This window comes from Streptomyces sp. Go-475 (assembly GCF_003330845.1).
Classification (GTDB): domain Bacteria; phylum Actinomycetota; class Actinomycetes; order Streptomycetales; family Streptomycetaceae; genus Streptomyces.
Genome location: NZ_CP026121.1, coordinates 2,398,431 through 2,420,256 on the forward strand (window position 1 = coordinate 2,398,431; position 21,826 = coordinate 2,420,256).

Sequence of the window (21,826 nt, forward strand, 5' to 3'; positions counted from 1 at the left end):
CCGTACGCTGTCGGCTGCAGTTCGATCGAAGGAGTACGCGTGCTTGTCCTGCTGCCGCCGTCCGAAGGAAAGGCATCGTCCGGCCGTGGTGCGCCGCTGAAGCCGGAGTCGCTGTCGCTGCCGGGGCTCGCCGGGGCCCGGGAGGCCGTCCTCACCGAGCTGGTCGAGCTGTGCTCCGGCGACGAGGACAAGGCGCGTGAGGTGCTCGGGCTGAGCGAGGGGCTGCGGGGCGAGGTCGCGAAGAACGCGGAGCTGCGGACGGCGGGGGCGCGGCCGGCCGGGGAGATCTACACGGGCGTGCTGTACGACGCCCTCGGTCTGGCGTCCCTGGACGCGGCCGCCAAGCGGCGTGCCGCGCGGTCGCTGCTGGTGTTCTCGGGGCTGTGGGGGGCGGTCCGGGTGACGGACCGGATTCCGTCGTACCGGTGCTCGATGGGGGTGAGGCTGCCGGGTCTGGGGGCGCTGGGGGCGCACTGGCGTACGCCGATGGCGTCGGTGCTTCCCGAGGTGGCCGGGGGCGGGCTGGTGCTGGATCTGCGGTCGGCCGCGTACGCCGCCGCGTGGAAGCCGAAGGGCGAGGTGGCCGGGCGGACGGCGACCGTGCGGGTGCTGCACGCGCCGACCCGGAAGGTGGTCAGCCACTTCAACAAGGCGACGAAGGGGCGGATCGTGCGCAGCCTGCTGACCGCCGGGGCGGTCCCGGGGTCGCCGTCCGAGCTGGTGGAGGCGCTGCGGGACCTCGGGTACGTCGTGGAGGCGACGGCGCCGGTGAAGGCGGGGCAGGCGTGGTCGCTGGATGTGCTGGTGGACGAGGTGCACTGACACCCGTTGCGGCATGCGCAATGGCCTTTGCGCAGGCTGCTCGACCGACGGCAGGATGAGCGGCATGGCCTCCTCTCCCCTGCCGGCCTCCGTGCTGGACCTCGCGCCCGTCGTCCCCGTCGTCGTCGTCGAGGAGGCCGGCGACGCCGTACCGCTGGCGCGGGCGCTGGTCGCGGGCGGGCTGCCCGCGATCGAGGTGACGTTGCGGACGCCCGCGGCGCTGGAGGCGATCCGGGAGATCGCCGGGCAGGTGCCGGAGGCGGTGGTCGGTGCCGGGACGGTGCTCGGCCCCGGGCAGGTCGCGGAGGCGGTGGCCGCGGGCGCCCGGTTCCTGGTCAGTCCCGGCTGGACGGACGTCCTGGTCGAGGCGATGCGGGCGTCGGGCGTGCCGTTCCTGCCGGGGGTGTCGACGGCGTCGGAGGTGGTGGCGCTGCTGGAGCGCGGGGTGCGGGAGATGAAGTTCTTCCCGGCCGAGGCCGCGGGCGGCACGGCGTATCTGAAGTCGCTGTCGGGGCCGCTGCCGCAGGCGCGGTTCTGCCCCACGGGCGGGATCGGCCCGGGCTCCGCCCCGGACTACCTGGCGCTGCCCAACGTCGGGTGCGTGGGCGGGAGCTGGATGCTGCCGCCGGACGCGGTCGCGGGCCGCGACTGGCGGCGCATCGAGGCGCTGGCCCGGGCGGCGGCGGGACTCAGCGCAGGTGGGACGTGTCGTTGAGGAGACGGACGCTGGCGTTGCCGTCCGCGTAGTAGGCGACGACCGACAGGGAAGCGGCCGACAGTTCCATCCGGAACAGGGACTCCGGCGGGGCGCCGAGGGCGAGCCGGACGAGCGTCTTGATCGGGGTCACGTGCGTGACGAGCAGGACCGTGCGGCCCGCGTACGCCGCGATCAGCTTGTCGCGGGTGGCGGCGATCCGGGTGGCGGTCGCCGCGAAGCTCTCGCCGCCGCCGGTGGGTTCGGCGTCCGGGGAGGCCAGCCAGGCGTTCAGGTCGTCCGGGTGGCGTTCGCGCACCTCGGCGAAGGTGAGCCCCTCCCAGGCGCCGAAGTCGGTCTCGCGGAGTCCGTCCTCGACCTCCACGTCCAGGCCGAGCCGGGCCGCGACGATCCCGGCGGTCTCCCGGGTGCGGGCGAGGGGCGACGACACGACCGCCTGGATCGTCCCGCGCCGGGCCAGCAGGGCTGCCGCGCGCTCGGCCTGCTCCCGGCCCACGTCGGACAGCGAGGGGTCGCTGCCGCCGCTCCCCGAGAACCGCTTCTGCGGCGTCAGCGGCGTCTCCCCGTGCCGGAGCAGCACGAACGTGGCAGGAGCCCCCATGTCGGCGGGCGCCCAGCCGGGCGCGGCGACGACCTCGGCGGCACGGGTGTCGGCACCGGCCTTCGCAGCGCGAGCGTCGGCGTCGGCCTTCGCGGTACCAGTGGTGTCCGCGCCGGCCTTCACCTGCGGGGCCCCCGGCTGCGCGGCATCCGGCCCCGGGCCGGTCGGCACGGTAGACGTGCGGCCCGCCGCCAGGGCACCCGCCGCCAGGGCGTCGCGCACGCGAGCCGCGCCCGCCGCCGCGTCGCCGGGCGGCTCCGGCGTCGTCGTCGCCGCCGCTCGGGCCGCCGTGTCCAGTTCAGCCGTCGACGCCGGCTCCGACCACTGCTGTCCCTTCGCCCCCGCGTCCATCGCCTCGTTGGCCAGTCGGTCCGCGTGTTTGTTGCGCTCCCTCGGGATCCACTCGTACGTCACCCGCCCCGGCGGGAAGACCCGGGCCGCCTCGGACGCCAGGGGCTTCATGTCGGGGTGCTTGATCTTCCAGCGGCCCGACATCTGCTCGATGACGAGCTTGGAGTCCATCCGGACGTGGACCGTCGCGGCCGGGTCCAGCGCGTGGGCGGCGTGCAGGCCGGCGAGGAGGCCGCGGTACTCGGCGACGTTGTTCGTGGCGACGCCGATGTACTCGGCGGTCTCCCGCAGGGTCTCCCCCGTCGCCGCGTCGCTGACCACGGCGCCGTAGCCCGCGGGCCCCGGGTTGCCCCGCGACCCGCCGTCGGCCTCGACGATGAACTCCCGCACCGCAACGGCTCCCTGAAGGCCTAGAGACCGGACTCGGACGTGCGCACCAGGATGCGGCGGCAGTTCTCGCAGCGGATGACCGTGTCGGGCGCCGCCTTGCGGATCTCGTTCAGTTCCGTGATGGCGAGCTCCTGCCGGCAGCCCTGGCAGCTGCGCGCGTACAGCTTCGCCGCGCCGATGCCGCCCTGCTGCTCGCGCAGCTTGTCGTAGAGCTTCAGCAGGTCGGCGGGGACGGACCCGGCGATGACCTCGCGCTCCTTGGTGACCGTGGCCAGCTCGGCGTCGATCTCCTCGAACGCCGCGTCGCGCCGCGCGGTCGCGTCGTCGATCTTCGACTGGACGGAGGAGACCCGCTCGGTCAGCTCGGCCACCCGCTCCTGCGCGGACTCCCGGCGCTCCATGACCTCCAGCACCACGTCCTCCAGGTCGCCCTGCCGCTTGGCGAGGGAGGCGATCTCGCGCTGGAGGTTCTCCAGGTCCTTGGGGGAGGTGACGGCGCCGGAGTCCAGGCGCTGCTGGTCGCGGGTGGCGCGCTGGCGCACCTGGTCCACGTCCTGCTCGGCCTTGGTCTGCTCGCGGGCGGTGTCGCTCTCCTCGGTCTGCGCGGCGACGAGCAGGTCGCGCAGCTGGGTGTGGTCCTTGGTCAGCGACTCGATCTCGGCGTGCTCGGGCAGCGACTTCCGCTTGTGGGCGAGCTGCTGGAGGCGGACGTCGAGGGCCTGGACGTCGAGGAGGCGGATCTGGTCGGCGGGCGCGGCGTTCAGTTGGGGGCTCCAGGTGACGGTGAGTGGCTGGTCCAGGGGTCGGTGACCGTTGTCGAGACGTGGACGCGCAGGTCCCATCCGTGCCGGTCGGAGATCTCGTCGAGCTGGCTCGCGGCCAGCTCGCACCAGGGCCACTCGGTGGCCCAGTGCGCCGCGTCGAGCAGCGCGAGGGGGCTGTGGGCGCGGGCCTCGGAGACGGGGTGGTGGCGCAGGTCCGCCGTGAGGAAGGCGTCGACGCCGGCCGCGCGTACCTGGTCGAAGAGGCTGTCGCCGGAGCCGCCGCTGACGGCGACCGTGCGGACGAGGGCCTCGGGGTCGCCGGCGACGCGGATGCCCTGCGCGGTGGCGGGCAGCCGCTCGGCGGCGCGGGCGGCGAGCTCCCGGACGGTCAGCGGGTGGTCCAGGGCGCAGACGCGGCCCAGGCCCCTCCGGCCCTCGGGGTCGCTGGGGTCGGGCACGAGCGGCCCGGTGACCCGCAGGTCGAGGGCGCCGGCGAGGGCGTCGGAGACACCCGGGTCGGCGGTGTCGGCGTTGGTGTGGGCGACGTGCAGCGCGATGTCGTTCTTGATCAGCGTGTGCACGACGCGGCCCTTGAAGTGCGTCGCCGCCACGGTCGTCGTGCCGCGCAGGTAGAGCGGGTGGTGGGTGACGAGCAGGTCGGCGCCCAGTTTCACCGCCTCGTCGACGATCTCCTGGACCGGGTCGACGGCGAACAGGACCCGCGTGACCTCCTGGTCCGGGTCGCCCACGACGGTGCCGACCGCGTCCCAGGACTCGGCCCGCTCGGCGGGCCACAGGTTCTCCAGCGCGGCGATGACTTCAGACAGACGGGGCACGGGTGCAAGGCTACCCGCCTGATCTGTGGCGTCGAACCGCCACCGCCCGCTCCCGGCACCCCTCGCCCCGCTGAGCACAAACTCCCCCTTTCCCTCAGGCGAATCGTTCCTGGAACACCCTTATGTGTGAAGTCGGAGCTCACGGAATTCCCCGCCCGCACGTGCGAAAACTACGTTCGTCACTGGAGGTGACCGAACGATGACGGCCTGTGCGATCGAGCCTTCGGCGGGACACGAGGACGGGGCGGCGCCGGCGGGCTGCACGCTCACCGTGGACGGTGCCTACGCCGCACGCCTCGCCTCGGCCGGCGACTCCTGGTTCCCGGAGCGCTGGACCCTCGACGGTCCGGAGCCCTACGCGGTACCCCTGCCCCGCAACCAGCCGGAGGAGCCCGGCACCGAGGTGCAGCCGATGGGGGACGGGCGGGTCCTCATCCACCGGCTGGTGGCCCGGCGGCACGCCTTCTCCCTGCTGTACCCGACCGGGCCGGGCACGGGTGAGCTGCCGCTGGGCGCGGTCGAGTGCCCGGACGACTCCGCCCGGCTGCGGCTGCTGCCGCCGGTGCCCGGTGGCGAGAAGGCGTACGCCCTCGCCGTCGGGCCGCGCTCGACGTCGGTGTGGCTGGTGGCGGGCGGCGCGTTCGGGCCCGAGCGGCTGGCCGAGCTGCCCGGCCGCTGCTCGGGCGGGGTCTGGCTGGACCGTACGGCGCGGCTGCTGGCCCTGGACCGGGAGACCGGCGGCCGCACCAAGGCCGTCGTGGTGGACCTGGAGCGCGGCGGCGAGGTGTCGCCGCTGCTGCAGATCGCCGCCGACAGCGACGACCGGCTGCTGCTCGCCGACCACGACAGCGGGCTGCTCATCGTCCGCTCGGACGCGCCCTCGCCCGGGCGGGCCCGGCTGGGCTGGGGGGTGCTGGGCAGCACCCTGCCGGTGCGGTTCCCGGAGTGCTTGCGGCTGCGGGACTGCTCCGTCACGCCGTTCGCGATCCAGCCGGGGCAGATGCTGACGCCGGAGAGCTGTGCGGTGGCGCTGCGGGTCGACGGGCCGGCGGGCAGCTGGATCGGCGTGTGGCGGCCGGCCGAGCGGCGGGTGCACCATCTGCGGGCGCCGGAGGGGTGGTTGGCGGGCACCGGCCTGTGGACGGCGGACGGGGTGCTGCGCCTGCCGTTCGTGACGCGGGACGTGCCGTGCGGCGTGGCCCAGGTCAGTCCCCCCGCGGCCGTACCGCCGGAACCCGGGGCCGAGCCGCCGGAGTCCGGGGCCGGGCCGTCGGAGCATGGCGTCGTGCTGCCGGAGCCTGGCGCGGCGCCGTCGGAGCACGGCGCCGCGCCACCGCCTCCCGAACCCGGGGCCGTGCTGCCGGAGTCCGGGGCCGGGCCGTCGGAGCATGGCGTCGTGCTGCCGGAGCCTGGCGCGGCGCCGTCGGAGCCCGGCGCCGCGCCACCGCCTCCCGAACCCGGGGCCGTGCTGCCGGAGCCCGGTGTCGGGCCGTCGGAGCACGGCGTCGTACTGCTGGAACCTGGCGCCGCGCCACCGCCTCCGGAGGCGGGCGCACACCCCGGGGAGACGGGGCCCTCGGGGCATCCGCCGGAACCGGTGCCCCCGGGTCCGGACCACGCCGGGCACCCGCCGCAGGCCGCCTCGTCGGCCGGTGCCGGGCCGTCCCCGGCCCCCTCGGCCGCGCGCCCGGTCCCGTTGCAGCAAGCGCCGTTGGGACGCCTTGTAACGAACTAGTGCCGGTTGTCGTGGCCGCCTGGATCCGGGGTACGGGGTGCCGGTTAGACTCGCCCGGCTGTAAGAAAGATCATGTTGACGGGGTGAATTCCATCCGATGAGCGACGCCAGCACGAACCAGCCGCGCAATGACGTCCAGGAGATCTCCGCCGGCCACGGCCGGCACCGTGGCGAGGTCTCCACGCAGGAGAGCGAGACGGCTCCGCGCGGACGCCACCGCAAGCCGGTGGCGGAGACCGAGCAAGCCGTGACTGCGGCCTGACGGCACGCCAGTCACCGACGCGTGAACGGCCCCTCCCACCAAACGGCGGGAGGGGCCGTTCCCTGTCCTGGGGTCGGCCCCGTTCCCTCACCCGCGTTTCAGCCCCAGCACCTCCGCCGCCGCGAACGTCTCCCCGGCCGGCCGGTCCGCGTAGTACGGCCCGAGGACCGCGTCCAGCTCGTCGTACGTGAAGGTGTCCTGCTTGCTGTCGAACTTGGCGGCCACCCGGGGCCGTTCGACGACGGCCACCATGCCGCCGTGCACCACCAGGAGCTGCCCGGTCACCCGGGCCGCGGCGGGCGAGGCCAGGTAGCCGACCAGGGGGGCGACGTGCTCGGGGGCGAGCGGGTCGAGGCCGCCTCCGGAGGGCTGCTCGACGCCCGCGAAGACGTCCTCGGTCATCCGGGTGCGGGCGCGGGGGCAGATGGCGTTGGCCGTCACGCCGTACTTGCCGAGGGCGAGGGCGGTGGAGGTGGTGAGGCCGACGATGCCGCCCTTGGCGGCGGCGTAGTTGGGCTGTCCGGCCGAACCGGCGAGGAACGCCTCCGAGGAGGTGTTCACGATCCGCCCGAACACCGGCGCCCCGGCCCGCTTGGACCGCTCCCGCCAGTGGGCGGCGGCGAACCGGGTGGTGTTGAAGTGCCCCTTGAGATGCACGCGGAGCACGGCGTCCCACTCCTCCTCGGCCATCGAGAACACCATGCGGTCGCGCAGGATGCCCGCGTTGTTGACGAGGATGTCGAGTTGGCCGAACTCGGCGACGGCCAGCTCGACGAGCTCGCGCGCCTGCTGGAAGTCGGAGACGTCGCCGGTGTGCGCGAGGGCGGCACCGCCGGCGGCCCGGATCTCGGCGGCGACCCGATCGGCCGGACCGGCGGAGGCCTCGCCCGTGCCGTCCCGGCCGGGCCGCCCCTGGTCGTTGACGACCACGGCGGCGCCGAGCCGGGCGAGTTCCAGCGCCTCGGCCCGGCCGATCCCGCGGCCCGCGCCCGTGACGATCGCGGCCAGTCCCTGGAGCGGAAGCGGCATGGCGTGGGTCCTCACATCTCGATGCAGGTGCGCAGGGCGGTCCCGGTCCGCATCTGGTCCAGGGCCTCGTTGACGTCGGTGAACGGGACCCGGTGGGTGATCAGACCAGCCAGGTCGACGCGGCCCGCGCGCCACAGGGCGATGGTGCGTTCGTAGGAGCGCAGGACGTCACCGCCGCCGTACATGGACGGCAGGATCCGCTTCTCGTCGAAGAACAGCTCGAACATGTTGAGCTGGAGGAAGTCGTCCATGGCTCCGGCGCCGACCACGACGAGGGTGCCGCCGCGCCGGGTGGTGTCGTAGGCGGTGCGTGCCGTGGCCGACTTGCCGACGACCTCGAAGACGTGGTCGAAGCCCTCGCCGCCGGTGATCCGCTGTGTGGCGTCGGGCAGTTCGTCGGGCGAGACGGCCCGGGTGGCGCCGAAGCGGACGGCCGCCTCGCGCCGGGAGGCGACCGGGTCCACGGCGACGATCTCGGCGGCCCCCCGCAGCCGGGCGCCCTGGATCACGGAGACGCCGACGCCCCCGCAGCCGATGACCGCCACCGACGAACCGGCTTCCAGGTCCGCCGTGTTGAGCGCGGCGCCCAGCCCGGTCGTCACGCCGCAGCCGATGAGGGCGGCGATGTCGAAGGGCACGTCGTCGGGTATGGGCACCGCGCACCCGGCGTCGACGACGACCTCCTCGGCGAAGGTGCCGGTGCCGGCGAAACCGAAGAGGTCCCCGCCGGGGCGCCTGAAGTTGGGGGTGCCCGCGTTCATGAACCCGGCGAGGCACAGCTCGGTCTGTCCGCGCCCGCAGGCGGGACAGGCACCGCAGGCGGGCAGCCAGCAGACGATGACCCGGTCGCCGGCCTTCAGGTGGTCCACGCCCTCGCCGACCTCGAGGATCTCCCCCGCCCCCTCGTGGCCGGGCACGAACGGCGCGGGCTGCGGCAGCACCCCGCTCATCGCGGACAGGTCGGAGTGGCACAGCCCCGTGGCGCGCACCCGGATGCGCACCCTGCCGGGGCCGAAGCCCACCGCCTCGACGTCGTCGAGGACCTCCAGCATGTCCTGGCCGATCTCGTGCAGTACGGCTGCGCGCATGGTGCGGCTCCCCTCGTACGGCGTTGCGGGACTCAGGTGTGTTCGACGACGGTGTCGGCGAGGACGGGCGCGTCCTGCCGCTCCACGGCGCTCACGGCCACCCGGACCTCGCCGTCGAGCCGCCACATGCGCACGCGCAGCGTCTCCCCCGGGTACACGACCCCGGCGAACCGCGTGGCGTACGAGCGCACCCGGGTCACGTCCCCGCCGAGCAGCGTGTCGACGACCGCCTTGAGGGTCATGCCGTAGGTGCACAGGCCGTGCAGGATGGGCCGCTCGAAGCCGGCGACCTTGGCGAACTCCGGGTCGGCGTGCAGCGGGTTCCGGTCGCCGGAGAGGCGGTAGAGCAGGGCCTGGTCCTCGCGGACGGGCCGCTCGACGGTCCGGTCCGGGTCTCCGGCGGGCGGGTCGAGCCGGCCGGACGGCCCCCGGTCGCCGCCCCAGCCGCCCTCTCCCCGTACGTAGATCCGCGCGTCGCTGGTCCACAGCGGCCCGTCGGCGTCGGCCACGTCGGTGCGCATGACGAGGACGGCCGCCTTGCCCTTGTCGTACACGGCGGCGATGCGCCCGGTGGCCCTCGCGCGGCCCTCGGCCGGGAGGGGGCGGTGGATCCGCAGGCTCTGCCCGCCGTGCAGGACCCGGGCGAGGTCGACGTCGATGCCGGGCATGGCCAGCCCGCCGGTCACCCCGGGTTTTCCGGCGCCCGCGACGGTGGCGAAGCTCGGCAGGACGTGCAGCCGGGACTCCAGGGTGTAGCGCAGCTCGTCGGGGTCGGTGGCGGGTGTGCCGGCGCCGATGCCGAGGTGGTAGAGCTGCACGTCCTTGTGGTCCCAGGAGATCTCGCCGGTCCGGGGTTCGGCGGCGAGCGCCTTGGCTGCGTCGATGGGCATGGGGCTCCTGATCGCCGTGGGGGAAGACCTCGGTACGGCCGTCCGCACCGTCGGCCGCACCGAGGCCGTCTGGGACCGAACTGGAACGCGTTCCAGTCCTGCGCCTCTGTATAGCCCAGCCCCCCGTACTTGTGAAGGCTCCTGACGCCGTGTCAGATGACTGCCCACACCGGATCATGACCGTGTCACCGACGCCGGAAAGCAAGCGGCGGCCGCATCGAGAAAGTCGATACGGCCGCCGCTGCCGTGCACGAGGTTCCGTGCCCGACGGTGATGCCGGGATGACGAGGATCAGACGCCGTAGGGGTTTTCGATGATGTAGACCCAGTCCCCCTCGGTGGTCCTCCTCATCACCTCGACCGCCTTTCCTTCTACGACGCCGCCCTCGCTCGTGATCCGCCAGGGCACCTGGACCATCGCCAGGTCGCCGTTCTGATGGACCGACGCGGCCCCCGTCTCAAAGGTGCCGGGCGAAGCGAGGTAGGGCTTCAGCGCTTCCTTGATGCCTTCCCTGCCGTGGACCGGCTGCTGTCCCGGTCCCGGTACGAACATGGCGTCTTCGTCGAACAGGGAACCCAGTCCGTCGACATCCTGGTCCTTGAGGTACTGCGCGAAGCGCTCGTGCACGACTTCCGGTGTCATGTTCTTTCCTTGTTCTTTTCATTTCTTCGTTGCGGACGGGCGGGTCGGCTGCAGGCCGATCCGCGTGAGCCATGCCGCGTCTGCGGCGGCGCAGAAGGGGCGGGCCGGTGCGTCAGACGCCGTAGGGGTTGTCGATGATGTAGACCCAGTCCCCCTCGGTGGTCCTCCTCATCACCTCGACCGCCTTTCCTTCCATGACGCCGCCCTCGCTCGTGATCCGCCAGGACGGCTGGACCATCGCCAGGTCGCCGTTCTGATGGACCGACGCGGCCACCACCTGCATGGTGCTGGGCGAGGCGAGGTAGGGCTTCAGCGCTTCCTTGATGCTTTCCCTGCCGTGGACCGGCTGCTGTCCCGGTCCCGGTACGAACATGGCGTCTTCGTCGAACAGGGAACCCAGTCCGTCGAGATCCTGGTCCTTGAGGTACTGCGCGAAGCGCTCGTGCACGACTTCCGGTGTCACGTTCTTTCCCCTTCTTCCCTTCGTTGCGGACGGGTCCGGCAGGGGGATGGGCTCGCCGGGGGCGGGCCAGTGCAGCGGGACACCGGCGGCTTCGAAGGTCTGCTGGACGTGGCTGCGGTCTTCGGTGTAGTGCGCCCAGCCCTCGGCGTGCACGGCCACCACGAGGGGGTCGCCGAGCAGGCGGCGGGCCTCGACGGCCTGGGTCGCGGTCAGCGACAGTCGTATGTCACCGAGCTCCTCGAAGCCGGCCGCGCCCAGGTGCAGCAGCGCCACGTCGATGCGGTACCGGTCGGCCAGGGCTCTCATCGCGTCCAGGTCGACGGTGTCACCGGAGACGTACACGCTCGGTGCCGAGCCGTCGTCGGTGTGCAGGAGGAAGCCGGTGACCGGACCGGTGATGTCCTCGGTGCCGACGGGACCGTGGCGGGCTGGGACCGCGGTGATGTTCAGCGGCGTGCGACCCGGCTTCGACAGGGTCCGGGTCTGCCAGGGCTCCAGGCCGACGGCCGCACCCCCGAGATCCTTGGCGCCGGCGACGGTGGTGAACACCTTTGAGGCGGCGGAGGCCACCGTACGCCCGGCGGTGTCGAGGTTGTCCTGATGCCCGGTGTGGCTGACCAGGGCGGCGTCGAGAGCGGGCAGTTCCCCGGGCTTCAGCGCCGGGTCGGCGGTCTTGCGCACCATGACCGGGCCGTCCTGGTGCTCGGTGCCGGCGGCGTCGAAGGTCGGGTCGGTCAGCAGCGTCCAGCCTGCCAGGCGGATCAGCGCGGTGGGGCCGCCGAGCACCGTCACGGTGTTCGCGGCACGGGTCACGGCATCGTCGGTTACCACAAGCACTCCTTGACGATCAGTGGTTGGCTCCCTCACTCTGACCGAGTTACTTTCTCCTGGGAAGTACATACCTTTGGGTGAGGTGAGCACGTGCGGGAAAGCACGCGAGGCAACGTCCGCAATCCGGCCTGCCCCAGCAGGCAGCTGTTCGACCTGGTCACCGCCCGGTGGGCCACCCTGGTCCTGGTGGATCTCATGGAGGGCCCGCAACGCTGGTCCGAGCTGCGCCGGCGGGCCGGCGGCGTCAGCGACAAGATGCTCGCGCAGACCCTGCGCGACCTCGAAACCGGCGGACTGATCACCCGCACCGTGCACGCCGACCGCCCACCGACGGTGCAGTACGCCCTGACCGACCTCGCCCGCGGCGCCACCGCAGCACTGCAACACCTGCAGAACTGGGCCGAAGAACACACCAGCGACTACGCCCGCCGACACACCCACACCACCCACCCGAAGCCCTGAAAAGGGCAGTCTCGGTGTGCTCCTGACCGAGGACGCTGATCAGTGTGAGCATGCTGTGTCCACTACAGTTCAGCGTGGGCCGTGACTGGCGCTGAGGTGGAGCACCACCGGGGAGCGGTCTGACGAGACGTCGTTGCCGTGCGCCTGGGCGAGTGGTCAGCAACGCCTGGAGGGCAACGATGTCCGCGACTCGGACGGCCCAGCTCATGGATGGCACCAGCCTCGCCCGACGCATCGTCGAAGAGGCTGCTGCCAAGGCGGCGGAGATCTCACGACGCACGGGGACCAGTCCCTGTCTGGCGACGGTGCTGGTGGGAGAGGACCCCGCGTCGGCCACATACGTTCGCATGAAACGAGCGCGATGCGCGAAGGCAGGCATCCGGTCCCGGCATATAGGTCTGCCCGCCACCACCACGACCGCCGAGCTGATCGACACCCTGGCTGACCTGTCCGGCGACCCGGAAGTGCACGGCATCCTGCTCCAACATCCTTGTGGCCCGCACATCGACGAGCGAGCGGCGTTCGAGGCCATCGCTCCGGAGAAGGATGTCGACGGGGTCACGATGCGTTCCTTCGCCGCGATGAGCTTCGCGCTGCCGGGCTTCGTGTCCTGCACTCCGGGCGGGATCATGCGGTTGCTGGATGCCTACGATGTCGAACTCGCCGACAAGCACGCCGTTGTGGTGGGTCGCAGCGCGATTCTGGGCAAACCGGCCGGGATGCTGCTGCTTGCCAAGGACGCAACGGTGACGTACTGCCACTCCCGGACGACGGACCTGCCGGCGATCGTCCGGGAAGCGGACGTCGTGGTGGCAGCCGTGGGACGGCCCCGGCTGATCCGCGGTGAGGACATCAAGCCCGGCGCGGTGGTGATCGACGCCGGCTACAGCCCGGGCAACGTCGGGGACGTGGACTTCGACACCGCCCTCACCCGAGCTGGTCTGATCACTCCGGTTCCCGGCGGCGTCGGGCCGATGACCATTGCCGTCCTGCTCGCGCAGACCGTGGAAGCCGCCGCGAACCAGCTCGGGGTGCGGCACCACTGACGCCCCACCCTCGGTTACCAAGCCGGTCAGATCGGTGGGGTCGATCGGGCGATGACATTTGTCCTGCCGGATTCCGTACAAGCGCATCTGCCGGACGGGCCCGGCCGGTCCGTAGCGTCGCTGCCGTGAACTGGTTCGTACGCCGTGCTTCGTACCGCCGCCGCACGGCGCACCTCTGATCGGAGGCGGGACATGTCCTGGAGACACGAGGCCCACTGCCGCGTCGAGGCGCTACGGTCGGCCGCCCGCGAGGGCCGGGAGCGGCAGCGCCACTACGCGGCGAACAAGGAGCGCCTGAAGGCCGAGTGGCGAGCCGCGCAGCGGGCGGGTGAGCACCCCGGCCCGCCGCCCAGCGGCGTCACCCTGCTGCCGTGGCTGCTGCTGGGGATGGGCGCGTGCTCCGACCTCGTCCAGGGCCGCACGCCCCACCCGTGGATCGGCGGCCTGGGCCTGCTGGCCTTCAACTCGCTCTACGTCTACGTGGCGCTGCGCTCGTTCCACAAGGAGAAGCGCGAGGCCCGTTCCACCCGGGTGGCACTCGCGCTGCTGACGGCCGTGACGTGCGCCCTCGCCGCCGGCTACGGCGACAACTGGCTGCTGTTCTTCCCCCTGCTCGGCCTCGCGACGGGCGCGGCCCTGCGGCTGTCGCACCTGCGGCCCGCGGGGACGGCGGTGGCCGTGCTGGCGGGCGCGGTGGCCTGCTTCCACGACGGCTGGGGCGGCCTCGACATCGCGTACGCCACCTGGATCTCGACGATGGTGACGGCCGCGATCATGCGCCTGTCCGAGGCGGTGCGCGAGTTGCGCGCCGCGCGGGAGGCGCTGGCCCGCCGGGCGGTCGAGAAGGAACGGCTGCGGTTCTCCCGCGACCTGCACGATCTGCTCGGGCACACGATGTCGGTGATCGTCGTGAAGTCGGAGGCGGCCCGTCGGCTGGCCGCCCGGGACCTGGACGCGGCGCTGGCCCAGATCACGGACATCGAGGCCGTGGGCCGCCAGGCCCTGACAGAGATCCGGGAGGCGGTGACCGGCTACCGGCAGGGCAGCCTCGCCGCCGAACTCGACCGGGCGCACTCGGCGCTGACGGCGGCGGGCATCACGCTCGTCGTCAGCCGCTCGGACCCCCCGCCCGGTCCGCAGACGGAGGCGCTGCTGGGCTGGGTGGTGCGGGAGGCGGTCACCAACGTCGTCCGCCACAGCGGGGCGAACCGCTGCGAGATCACGCTGACGGGCACCGGGGAGCGGGTACGGCTCACCGTGGCGGACGACGGGGGCGGGGCAGTCGGCGGGGGCGGGGCGGTCGCCGCGGCCGGGGTGATCCCTGGAGCTGGGGCCGTCTCCGGTGGTACAGGGCTGGTCGGGCTGACGGAGCGGCTTGCGGCGGCGGGCGGCTTGCTGACGGCCGGTCCGCGGGCCCGGGGCGGGTTCGCGGTGACGGCCGAACTCCCCCTGGACGCGGCCGATGCCCGGCCGGAGGGGGCGGAACGTCCGCACGACGACGTCGGCGTGTACGTTGGCCGACGGTCCGCGTCACACGTCGGCGGCGCCGGCACCGGTCAGGGCGACAGGCCCTAGGGGAAGCCGACGACAGCCAGGGGAAATGGAGCACATGGCACGCGTCGCCGTCATCACCGCGCCGAACATCGGGTACCGCAACACCGGCATGCTGACCGTCGACTTGGCCTTCGAGTCCCTGCGGCGGCGGATGGGCGGCGGGCTCGACGCCACCTGGTACACGCTGCACACGCCGGAGACCGTGCCCCTGCGGGAGTGCGCGCGCGGCACCCGCCTGCCGTTCCGCTTCCTGCCGCTGACCGAGCACCTCGGCTCGCTCCGCGACCACGACGCGGTCGTCTTCTGGGGCGACTTCCTGCACACCCGGCACTACCTGGCGCAGGACGCGACGAACCGCCTGCTCGACTTCGGCTTCGCCGCCGACCGGGACGCCGCCCGGGGCCTGCTGCAGCGGACCATGCTGCTGGCGGACCAGCCGGACGAACTCCTCGCCCGGACCCTCAGCTACGGCGGGACCATCCTGCACAACACGCAGTCCGACTACGAGGACAAGGAGTACGGGCCGCTGTTCTCCCGCCTGGTGACGCGCAGCCACCGGATGTGGGTGCGGGACCCGCTCTCGGCGGCCAAGATCGCGCACCTCCGCAAGGACCGTACGACCGACTGCTTCGGTTCCGACGCGGCGCTGCTGTCCCGCCCGGGCGACCTCGACCACCTCCCGACCACACCATGGTCCCGGTCGCTCCCCGAGGGCGGTGCGATCGGCGTGTTCCTCGGCGCCCGTACGCCGGTCCCCGACTGGCTGCCGGCCTTCTGCCAGGGCCTGTCCGACCGGCTGGGCGCCCCGCTGGAGTGGCTGCCCTGGTTCGACCGGGACGTCCCGGCCGCGGTCGGCCACATCGCGCAGCGCCCGGGCGAGCACACCATCGGCGACCTGCTGGGGGTCCTCCCCCGCTACCGGCTCGTCATCACCGACACCTACCACCTGGCGGTCAACGCGTGGGGCGCCGGCACCCCGGCGGTGTGCGTCGGCGCGCCCGAGCCGACGCCGAAGACGCACGACGACTACCTGACGCTGAGCGATGTGAAGAAGCACGTCTTCCACATGGCGTACGACGCGACGGACTTCTACCTGTCCACCCAGGAGGGGCACGGGCAGGACCTGCACCGGATCGTCCACCTGGTGGAGGGCGGCGGAGCCGACGCCGTCGCCGCGCGCATCCGCGAGCACGCCGACCACTCGGCGACGTCCTTCACCGAGACGCTGGCGTCGCTGCTCGGCGCGCCCCGCCCCACCCTGGCCCCATGACCGGCAGACCCGTCCGCGTGCTGCTCGCCGAGGACCAGGGCATGCTGCGCGGGGCGCTCGCGCTGCTGCTCGGGCTGGAGGACGACATCGAGGTCGTCGCCCAGGTGGCGGCCGGTGACGCGATCCTGGACGCGGCGCTCGCCCACCGCCCGAACGTCGCCCTGCTCGACATCGAACTCCCGGGCCGCAGCGGCCTGGACGCCGCCGCCGAGCTGCGCGCCCGGCTGCCCGAGTGCCGGGTGCTGATCCTCACGACCTTCGGCCGCCCCGGCTACCTCCGCCGTGCGATGGAGGCGGGGGCCACCGGCTTCCTGGTGAAGGACGGCCCCGTCGAGGAACTCGCCGCCGCCATCCGCCGTGTCCTGGCCGGCGGGACCGTGGTCGATCCCGCCCTGGCCGCCGCCGCGCTCAGCGCCGGTCCCAGTCCCCTCACCGCCCGCGAGAGCGACGCGCTCAAGGCGTCAGCGGACGGCGCGACCGTCGCCGACATCGCCGCCCGGCTGCACCTCTCGGAGTCCACCGTCCGCAACTACCTCTCGGCCGCCATCGGCAAGACCGGCACCCGCAACCGCATGGAGGCCCTCCGCGAGGCCCGCCGCCAGGGCTGGCTGTGAGCCCCGGCTTCTCCGGAACAAAGCCGCCCACAGGAAGGGCTCCCCGAAGTACTCCGACTCCTCCGGCTCGTCGCGCATCCGCCGCAGTTCGACCTCGGTCAGTGCGGAGAAGATCTGCCGCAGCGCCTCGGGCGGGTAGGCCAGCCCGCCGCGCAGCCCCGCGCCCTCGCGGTAGAAGTCGGCGTCGGACAGCTCCGATCCCATCCCGCCGGCCCCGGCCGCGAAACACGTCAGGCCGAACAGGCCCCCGGGGGCCAGGAGTCGCTCCAGCAGCGCCAGGTAGCTGACCCGCCGGTGCGGCGGCAGGTGGTGGAAGCAGCCCGAGTCGTACACGAGGTCGTAGGGCCCGGCGAGTTCCGTGCCGGCGAGCGCGAAGACGTCCCCGCAGTGGAACCGCACGCCCTTCACCCCGGCTTCCAGGGCCCGGTCGCGGGCCCAGTCGACGGCCGTGGAGGACAGGTCGACCGCGTCGACCTCGAAGCCCCGCGCCGCCAGGTACAGCGCGTTCCGCCCCGGGCCGCACCCGAGGTCGAGCGCGCGTCGCCCGCTGATCAGTCCGCTCTCCACCTGCCTCACCAGGCTCTCGTCCGGCTTCGCCACGAAGAACGGCACCGGCCGGGAGCGGTCGGCGTAGAAGCCGTCCCACCAGCCGGCTCCCCGCTCGGACCACCGGTCGGCCTCGGGTGCGAACAGCCCGTCGAGCAGGGCGAGTACGTCGTCGACAGTGCGTATGTTCCGGTCCATCCGGCCCCCTTCCGCGACCGCCAACGGTAGGGCGAGAACGATCGAAAGGCCAGGTCAGAAGGGGTGGGCGGGCATGGGCGGAGGGGTTTTACGGCCCGCCGCGCACCGTGGGCGCCACCGGGCGGAGGGACCACACCGCCCCTGCGCCGAAATACCCCTGACGCGGCGCCCGGAGGCCGTCACGGGGCTGTTCCGGGCCACGCGACGGGCGCTCTTTTCCCGCCTCAGCGGTCCTGCTGCGCGGCCGCCTCCCGGGGCAGCCAGACCCACATCAGCAGCGCCCCCGCCGCGAGCACCGCGGTCCCCACCCGGAACGCCGCCGCGTAGCCCTCCGTCAGGGCCTGCGGCGTGGTGCTCCCCGCCGACCGGGCTGCGGCCAGGGTGGACAGGACCGCCAGGCCGAGTGAACCGCCCATCGTGCGGGAGGTGTTGACGAGGCCGGACACCAGCCCGGCCTCTCCGGCGGGCGCGCCGGACGTGGCGAGGGAGGCGAGCGGTGTCGCCGCCAGGCCCGCGCCGAGCATCATCAGGACGCCGGGGATCAGGATGGCCGTCGCGTAGGAGCCGTCCGCGGTCATCGTGGACTGCCAGGCGAAGCCGGCGACGGCGACCAGCGTCCCCAGCACCGCCACGGTGCGCGGCCCGGCCCCCCGCATGAGCCGGGGCGCGAGCTTGGAGCCGAGGATGACGGCGAGGGAGCTCGGGACCAGGGCGAGGCCGGCCTCCAACGGGGTGTAGCCGAGGACGTTCTGGGCGTAGAGGGTCATGAAGAACCACATGCAGAACATCGCGGAGCCGCACAGGAACATCGCCGTGTTCGCCGAGGAGACCGCGCGCAGGCGCAGCAGGCCGAGCGGCATCAGCGGGCTCGCCGTGCGGGCCTCCACCGCGAGGAACAGCCCGATCAGCGACAACCCGGCGAGCAGCGGGAGCAGCGCGTCCGGTGCCGTCCAGCCCGCCGCCTCCGTCCGGGAGATGCCGTAGGCCAGGGTGCCGAGCCCGGCCGTGACGAGCAGCGCGCCGGGCAGGTCGAGCCGCCGCCCGTCCCGCTCCCGGCCCTCGGTGAGGAACCAGGCGGCCGCGCACAGCACCACGGCACCCACGGGCACGTTGATCAGCAGCACCCACCGCCAGGACAGCGTCTCCACCAGCAGCCCGCCGACCAGGCCGCCCGCCGCGCCGCCACCGGCCCCGACCGCCGTCCAGGTCCCTATGGCCCGGGCCCGGGCGGCGCCCTCCGGCACCGAGGCGGTGAGGATCGTCAGCGTCGAGGGCGCCAGCACCGCCGCGCCCAGTCCCTGCACGGCCCGCGCGGCCAGCAGCTGCCAGCCGTCCAGGGCCAGCCCGCCGGCCAGGGAGGCGAGGGTGAACAGGCCCAGCCCGACGAGGAACATCCGCTTGCGGCCGTAGAGGTCCCCGGCCCGCCCGCCGAGCAGCATGAACCCGGCGAAGGCGATGGCGTAGGCGTTCACGACCCACTGCAGGCCCTGCTCGCTCAGCTCGAGCCCGGTCCGCATCGACGGCAGTGCCACGTTGACGACGGACACGTCCAGCACGACGAGGAACTGCCCGGCGCAGGTGAGCGCGATCACGAGCCAGGTGGGCGGCGCGGCCCGGCGGGGCGTACGGGTCGTTTCGGCGGCTTCGAGCATGGGTGTCATGCTCTCAACCACTCCATGCTCCTGGCATCGGGATTTCGGCCTAGGTCGTGTCCGCAAAGTTCCTCCGTCCGCCCGGAGGGCGGGCCCTGCGGCGTCTGGTGCGTGCTCTCGGCGTGCCGGGTGCAGTCCCTCGTACTGGACGTACTTGGGTCTGCGCCCGGTGCGGCGAGTGGGGGCACCCCCTGCTCGAAGAGCTTGGGGGAGCGTGCCAGGCGTCCGGGGCAGGAGGGACTTTGCGGACACGGCCTAGGGCCACGGCGGATCCGGCCTCCCGTCCCAAGAGAAGGTCAAGATTTCGTTAGAGTGCCAAAGCAACGGAATAGTTGCCTGCGCATACGAGGTTCGCACTCCACGTAACCGTGCACGCCCGACCCCCGGCCTGGAGGCCTCTCTCAATGACGCAGACGACGACAGACCGTCCCGCCGGCAGAGCGAACGGGGCCGTGGTCCCGGTGCTCGCCTTCGCGGGCATCGTTGTCGCGGTGATGCAGACCCTGCTCGTCCCGGTCATCAAGGATCTGCCCCAACTGCTGGACACCGCCCCCAGCAACGCCACCTGGGTCCTGACCTCGACCCTCCTCTCGGGTGCGGTGGCCACCCCGATCATGGGCCGCCTCGGCGACCTCTACGGCAAACGCCGCATGCTGATCCTGAGCCTCTCGGTGATGGTGGCCGGCGCCCTCGTCAGCGCGCTCACCAGCGACCTGCTGCTCATGATCACCGGCCGCACGCTCCAGGGCTTCGCGATGGGCGCGATCCCGCTCGGCATCGGCCTGATGCGGGACATGCTGCCCCGCGAGAAGCTCGGCTCGGCGATGGCCCTGATGAGCTCCTCCATAGGCGTCGGCGGCGGCCTCGCCCTGCCCGCCGCCGCGCTGGTCGCCCAGCACAGCGACTGGCACGCCCTGTTCTACGGCGCCGCCGGCCTCGGCGCGCTCTCGATCGCCCTCACCCTCCTCGTCGTACCGGAGTCCCCCATGCGCGCCGAGGGCTCCTTCGACCTGCCGGGCGCGCTCGGCCTCTCCGCCGGACTCGTGCTGTTCCTGCTGCCGATCACCAAGGGCAGCGACTGGGGCTGGGCCTCCGGCACCACGCTGGGCCTGTTCGCCGCGTCGGCGGTCGTGCTCGTGCTGTGGGGCGTGATGGAACTGCGCGTGCAGGCCCCGCTGGTCGACCTGCGCACCACGGCCCGCCCGGCCGTGCTCTTCACCAACCTCGCCTCGATCATGGTCGGCGTCTCCTTCTACGTCGTCTCCCTGGTCCTGCCCCAGTTGCTCCAGCTGCCGAAGTCCACCGGCTACGGCCTGGGCCAGTCGATGGTCGTCGCGGGTCTGCTCGTCGCGCCGCTCGGCCTGACGATGATGTTCACCGCGCCCGTCTACGCCCGGCTGTCCGCGAAGTACGGCCCCAAGGTGACCCTGATCCTCGGCCTGCTGATCATCGCGATCGGCTACGGCGCCGGCCTCGGCCTGATGAGCGCCCCGTGGCAGAGCCTGGTCATCTCGGTCCTGCTGGGCGCGGGCATCGGCCTCGCCTACTCCTCGCTGCCCGCGCTGATCGTGGGCGCGGTCCCGGCGTCGGAGACCGGCGCGGCCAACGGCCTCAACACGCTGATGCGTTCCATCGGCACCTCGGTGTCGAGCGCCGTGATCGGCATGGTGCTGGCGAACACCGCGAACACCGTCGGCGGCGTCGAGATCCCGACCATGCACGGCTTCCGGGTCTCCTTCCTCATCGCGACCGGCGCCGTCGCCGTGGGCCTGCTGCTGGCGCTGTTCCTGCCGGGCCGCCGCCCCTCGGGCAGGCCGCAGCTGCGCGCCAGCAGCGAGGAGGACGCCGCGCTGGAGCGGGCCGAGCAGGTGCTGCGCGGCTTCCGGGGCCGGGTGCTGGCCGCCGACGGCTCCCCGGTCGCCCGGGCCAGGGTCACGCTGATCGACCGCCGGGGCCGCCAGGCCGGGGCGACGCTCTCCGCCGAGGACGGCGGCTACGCGCTCGGCGTCCCCGGCCAGGGCTCCTACGTCGTGGCGGTACGGGCGGCGGGCCACGAACCGCTCGCCTCGTCCGCGAGCCACGCGGGCGACGACCGGCCCGTCGACCTGGACCTGTCGCTGCCGGGCCGGACGGTCGCCGCGCCCTGAACCGCACCCCGCAGGGCACCCCGCGGGCGGGTCCGGGCGGACGGGCCCGCCCCCGACGAGCGGGTTCCACGTCGCCCTGATCCCCCACCGCCCACCCCCTGTCCCGCACGGGCAGGGGGTGGGGCACCATGGGCGCCCGGAGTGTCGTACGACCGGAAGGAACCCCATGCCTGCGGCCCCGAAGCCCGAGATCCTGGCCGCGTTCGAGGCGGCGAAGGGGTTCATGCCCATGGCCGAGGGCCTCGCCCTGTACGCGGCGGCGGTGGAGGCCGGCCGGCTGGGGCTGCCCCTGCTGGAGGTCGGCACGTACTGCGGCCGGTCCACGATCCTGCTCGCCGACGCCGCCCGCGCGGCCGGGGTCAGCGCCCTCACCGTCGACCACCACCGCGGCAGCGAGGAGCAGCAGCCCGACTGGGAGTACCACGACCCGGAGACGGTCGACCCCGAGATCGGCCTGATGGACACGCTGCCCACGTTCCGGCGCACCCTGCACCGGGCGGGCCTGGAGGAGCACGTGGTCGCGCTGGTCGGCCGCTCCCCGCAGATCGCCGCGTTCTGGCGGACCCCCCTGGGGTTCGTCTTCATCGACGGCGGCCACACCGACGAGCACGCGGGCGCCGACTACGAGGGCTGGGCCCCGCACGTCGCCGAGGGCGGCCTGCTCGTCATCCACGACGTCTTCCCCGACCCGCAGGACGAGTTCACCGGCCAGGCCCCCTACCGCGTCTACCTGAGGGCCCTCGCCTCCGGCGCCTTCACCGAGGTCTCGGCGACGGACTCGCTGCGGGTCCTGCGGCGCACCGGGCCGGGCGTCTAGCAGAACGGCTGGGCGGGTGAACCGCGCCCTCCGTACCCCCTCCCGGTCGGCCCACGGGCGGCGTGGCGAGTCGGCGGGCGACCGGCGCTGCCCAAGGATCC

General features: G+C 73.3%; 19 protein-coding genes, 2 pseudogenes and 1 riboswitch. Of the genes and pseudogenes, 11 read left to right on the plus strand and 10 right to left on the minus strand.

The features are described 5' to 3' along the window. The first annotated feature begins 39 nt into the window (after positions 1 to 39). Entirely contained in the window at positions 40 to 822 is a 783-nt protein-coding gene (gene yaaA, locus C1703_RS10965) for a peroxide stress protein YaaA (protein WP_114251859.1), read from the plus strand. 64 nt (positions 823 to 886) lie between these two features. Further along, positions 887 to 1,537 (plus strand): bifunctional 4-hydroxy-2-oxoglutarate aldolase/2-dehydro-3-deoxy-phosphogluconate aldolase, encoded by a 651-nt coding sequence (gene eda / locus C1703_RS10970; protein ID WP_114251861.1) that lies wholly within the window; start codon positions 887 to 889, stop codon positions 1,535 to 1,537. Here eda and C1703_RS10975 read toward each other — a convergent pair. Genes C1703_RS10975 through C1703_RS10985 form a run of 3 tightly spaced genes read right to left on the minus strand, consistent with a single transcriptional unit; the run spans position 1,512 to position 4,479 of the window. Then, positions 1,512 to 2,879: a bifunctional RNase H/acid phosphatase gene (locus tag C1703_RS10975; protein ID WP_114251863.1), complete on the minus strand. Its 1,368-nt coding sequence runs from the start codon at positions 2,877 to 2,879 to the stop codon at positions 1,512 to 1,514. The two genes, eda and C1703_RS10975, sit on opposite strands and share 26 nt — an antisense overlap. A gap of 20 nt (positions 2,880 to 2,899) precedes the next feature. Then, positions 2,900 to 3,643 (minus strand): C4-type zinc ribbon domain-containing protein, encoded by a 744-nt coding sequence (locus C1703_RS10980; RefSeq protein WP_114257367.1) that lies wholly within the window; start codon positions 3,641 to 3,643, stop codon positions 2,900 to 2,902. Beyond that, a complete protein-coding gene (locus tag C1703_RS10985; protein ID WP_114251865.1) occupies positions 3,640 to 4,479 on the minus strand; it encodes a Nif3-like dinuclear metal center hexameric protein in 840 nt (279 codons plus the stop codon). Before C1703_RS10985 ends, C1703_RS10980 begins: the two co-directional genes overlap by 4 nt. 199 nt (positions 4,480 to 4,678) lie before the next feature. On the opposite strand from C1703_RS10985, the pseudogene C1703_RS10990 reads away from it, so the two are divergent. Both C1703_RS10990 and C1703_RS39240 read left to right on the plus strand, forming a co-directional pair. Continuing rightward, positions 4,679 to 5,689: pseudogene (locus C1703_RS10990) on the plus strand (hypothetical protein); the annotation flags it as partial. Between the two features lie 622 nt (positions 5,690 to 6,311). Further along, a complete protein-coding gene (locus C1703_RS39240) occupies positions 6,312 to 6,476 on the plus strand; it encodes a hypothetical protein (RefSeq protein ID WP_198678138.1) in 165 nt (54 codons plus the stop codon). Positions 6,477 to 6,563: 87 nt separating this feature from the next. Here C1703_RS39240 and C1703_RS10995 read toward each other — a convergent pair whose 3' ends face one another. The 5 genes from C1703_RS10995 to C1703_RS39610 all read right to left on the minus strand — a co-directional run bounded on the left by C1703_RS10995 (position 6,564) and on the right by C1703_RS39610 (position 11,401). Continuing rightward, positions 6,564 to 7,505: a 3-oxoacyl-ACP reductase gene (locus C1703_RS10995; protein ID WP_114251867.1), complete on the minus strand. Its 942-nt coding sequence runs from the start codon at positions 7,503 to 7,505 to the stop codon at positions 6,564 to 6,566. An 11-nt stretch (positions 7,506 to 7,516) separates the two neighbouring features. Then, positions 7,517 to 8,593 (minus strand): Zn-dependent alcohol dehydrogenase, encoded by a 1,077-nt coding sequence (locus tag C1703_RS11000; RefSeq protein ID WP_114251869.1) that lies wholly within the window; start codon positions 8,591 to 8,593, stop codon positions 7,517 to 7,519. Positions 8,594 to 8,625: 32 nt separating this feature from the next. Further along, complete coding sequence (locus C1703_RS11005) at positions 8,626 to 9,483, minus strand: MaoC/PaaZ C-terminal domain-containing protein (RefSeq protein ID WP_114251871.1); 858 nt, start codon at positions 9,481 to 9,483, stop codon at positions 8,626 to 8,628. A 291-nt stretch (positions 9,484 to 9,774) separates the two neighbouring features. Next, on the minus strand, positions 9,775 to 10,125 hold the full coding sequence (locus C1703_RS11010) for a DUF4440 domain-containing protein (protein ID WP_114251873.1): 351 nt from the start codon (positions 10,123 to 10,125) through the stop codon (positions 9,775 to 9,777). 112 nt (positions 10,126 to 10,237) lie between these two features. After that, a complete protein-coding gene (locus C1703_RS39610; RefSeq protein ID WP_232840449.1) occupies positions 10,238 to 11,401 on the minus strand; it encodes a DUF4440 domain-containing protein in 1,164 nt (387 codons plus the stop codon). A gap of 108 nt (positions 11,402 to 11,509) precedes the next feature. Between C1703_RS39610 and C1703_RS11025 the strand changes: the two genes are divergently transcribed. The 5 genes from C1703_RS11025 to C1703_RS39615 all read left to right on the plus strand — a co-directional run bounded on the left by C1703_RS11025 (position 11,510) and on the right by C1703_RS39615 (position 16,365). Further along, a complete protein-coding gene (locus C1703_RS11025; protein WP_114251876.1) occupies positions 11,510 to 11,881 on the plus strand; it encodes a helix-turn-helix domain-containing protein in 372 nt (123 codons plus the stop codon). Positions 11,882 to 11,952: 71 nt separating this feature from the next. Then, positions 11,953 to 12,038, plus strand: a riboswitch (ZMP/ZTP riboswitch). 22 nt (positions 12,039 to 12,060) lie between these two features. Further along, positions 12,061 to 12,927, plus strand: a complete 867-nt coding sequence (locus C1703_RS11030) for a bifunctional 5,10-methylenetetrahydrofolate dehydrogenase/5,10-methenyltetrahydrofolate cyclohydrolase (RefSeq protein ID WP_114251878.1) — start codon at positions 12,061 to 12,063, stop codon at positions 12,925 to 12,927. 192 nt (positions 12,928 to 13,119) lie between these two features. Beyond that, a complete protein-coding gene (locus C1703_RS11035) occupies positions 13,120 to 14,502 on the plus strand; it encodes a histidine kinase (RefSeq protein WP_114251880.1) in 1,383 nt (460 codons plus the stop codon). Between the two features lie 34 nt (positions 14,503 to 14,536). Then, complete coding sequence (locus C1703_RS11040; protein WP_114257370.1) at positions 14,537 to 15,751, plus strand: hypothetical protein; 1,215 nt, start codon at positions 14,537 to 14,539, stop codon at positions 15,749 to 15,751. Then, entirely contained in the window at positions 15,748 to 16,365 is a 618-nt protein-coding gene (locus tag C1703_RS39615; RefSeq protein WP_114251882.1) for a response regulator transcription factor, read from the plus strand. The genes C1703_RS11040 and C1703_RS39615 overlap by 4 nt, the downstream gene beginning before the upstream one ends. 6 nt (positions 16,366 to 16,371) lie before the next feature. Here the strand turns inward: C1703_RS39615 and C1703_RS11050 are convergent. Together C1703_RS11050 and C1703_RS11055 are read right to left on the minus strand one after the other, a co-directional pair. Further along, positions 16,372 to 17,109, minus strand: a pseudogene (locus C1703_RS11050) (class I SAM-dependent methyltransferase); the annotation flags it as partial. A gap of 224 nt (positions 17,110 to 17,333) precedes the next feature. Continuing rightward, entirely contained in the window at positions 17,334 to 18,770 is a 1,437-nt protein-coding gene (locus C1703_RS11055; protein WP_114251885.1) for an MFS transporter, read from the minus strand. A 395-nt stretch (positions 18,771 to 19,165) separates the two neighbouring features. Here C1703_RS11055 and C1703_RS11065 point away from each other — a divergent pair, with 395 nt between their 5' ends. Together C1703_RS11065 and C1703_RS11070 are read left to right on the plus strand one after the other, a co-directional pair. After that, positions 19,166 to 20,908, plus strand: a complete 1,743-nt coding sequence (locus tag C1703_RS11065) for an MFS transporter (protein ID WP_114251889.1) — start codon at positions 19,166 to 19,168, stop codon at positions 20,906 to 20,908. Positions 20,909 to 21,074: 166 nt separating this feature from the next. Further along, positions 21,075 to 21,725 (plus strand): class I SAM-dependent methyltransferase, encoded by a 651-nt coding sequence (locus tag C1703_RS11070; protein ID WP_114251890.1) that lies wholly within the window; start codon positions 21,075 to 21,077, stop codon positions 21,723 to 21,725. Positions 21,726 to 21,826: the final 101 nt, after the last annotated feature.

Coding starts and splice junctions, on each gene's coding strand:
- eda (WP_114251861.1), top strand. CDS start 887: ATGGCCTCCTCTCCCCTGCCGGCCTCCGTGCTGGACCTCGCGCCCGTC.
- C1703_RS39240 (WP_198678138.1), top strand. CDS start 6,312: ATGAGCGACGCCAGCACGAACCAGCCGCGCAATGACGTCCAGGAGATC.
- C1703_RS10995 (WP_114251867.1), bottom strand. CDS start 7,505: ATGCCGCTTCCGCTCCAGGGACTGGCCGCGATCGTCACGGGCGCGGGC.
- C1703_RS11000 (WP_114251869.1), bottom strand. CDS start 8,593: ATGCGCGCAGCCGTACTGCACGAGATCGGCCAGGACATGCTGGAGGTC.
- C1703_RS11005 (WP_114251871.1), bottom strand. CDS start 9,483: ATGCCCATCGACGCAGCCAAGGCGCTCGCCGCCGAACCCCGGACCGGC.
- C1703_RS11010 (WP_114251873.1), bottom strand. CDS start 10,125: ATGACACCGGAAGTCGTGCACGAGCGCTTCGCGCAGTACCTCAAGGAC.
- C1703_RS11030 (WP_114251878.1), top strand. CDS start 12,061: ATGTCCGCGACTCGGACGGCCCAGCTCATGGATGGCACCAGCCTCGCC.
- C1703_RS11035 (WP_114251880.1), top strand. CDS start 13,120: ATGTCCTGGAGACACGAGGCCCACTGCCGCGTCGAGGCGCTACGGTCG.
- C1703_RS11040 (WP_114257370.1), top strand. CDS start 14,537: ATGGCACGCGTCGCCGTCATCACCGCGCCGAACATCGGGTACCGCAAC.
- C1703_RS39615 (WP_114251882.1), top strand. CDS start 15,748: ATGACCGGCAGACCCGTCCGCGTGCTGCTCGCCGAGGACCAGGGCATG.
- C1703_RS11055 (WP_114251885.1), bottom strand. CDS start 18,770: ATGACACCCATGCTCGAAGCCGCCGAAACGACCCGTACGCCCCGCCGG.
- C1703_RS11065 (WP_114251889.1), top strand. CDS start 19,166: ATGACGCAGACGACGACAGACCGTCCCGCCGGCAGAGCGAACGGGGCC.
- C1703_RS11070 (WP_114251890.1), top strand. CDS start 21,075: ATGCCTGCGGCCCCGAAGCCCGAGATCCTGGCCGCGTTCGAGGCGGCG.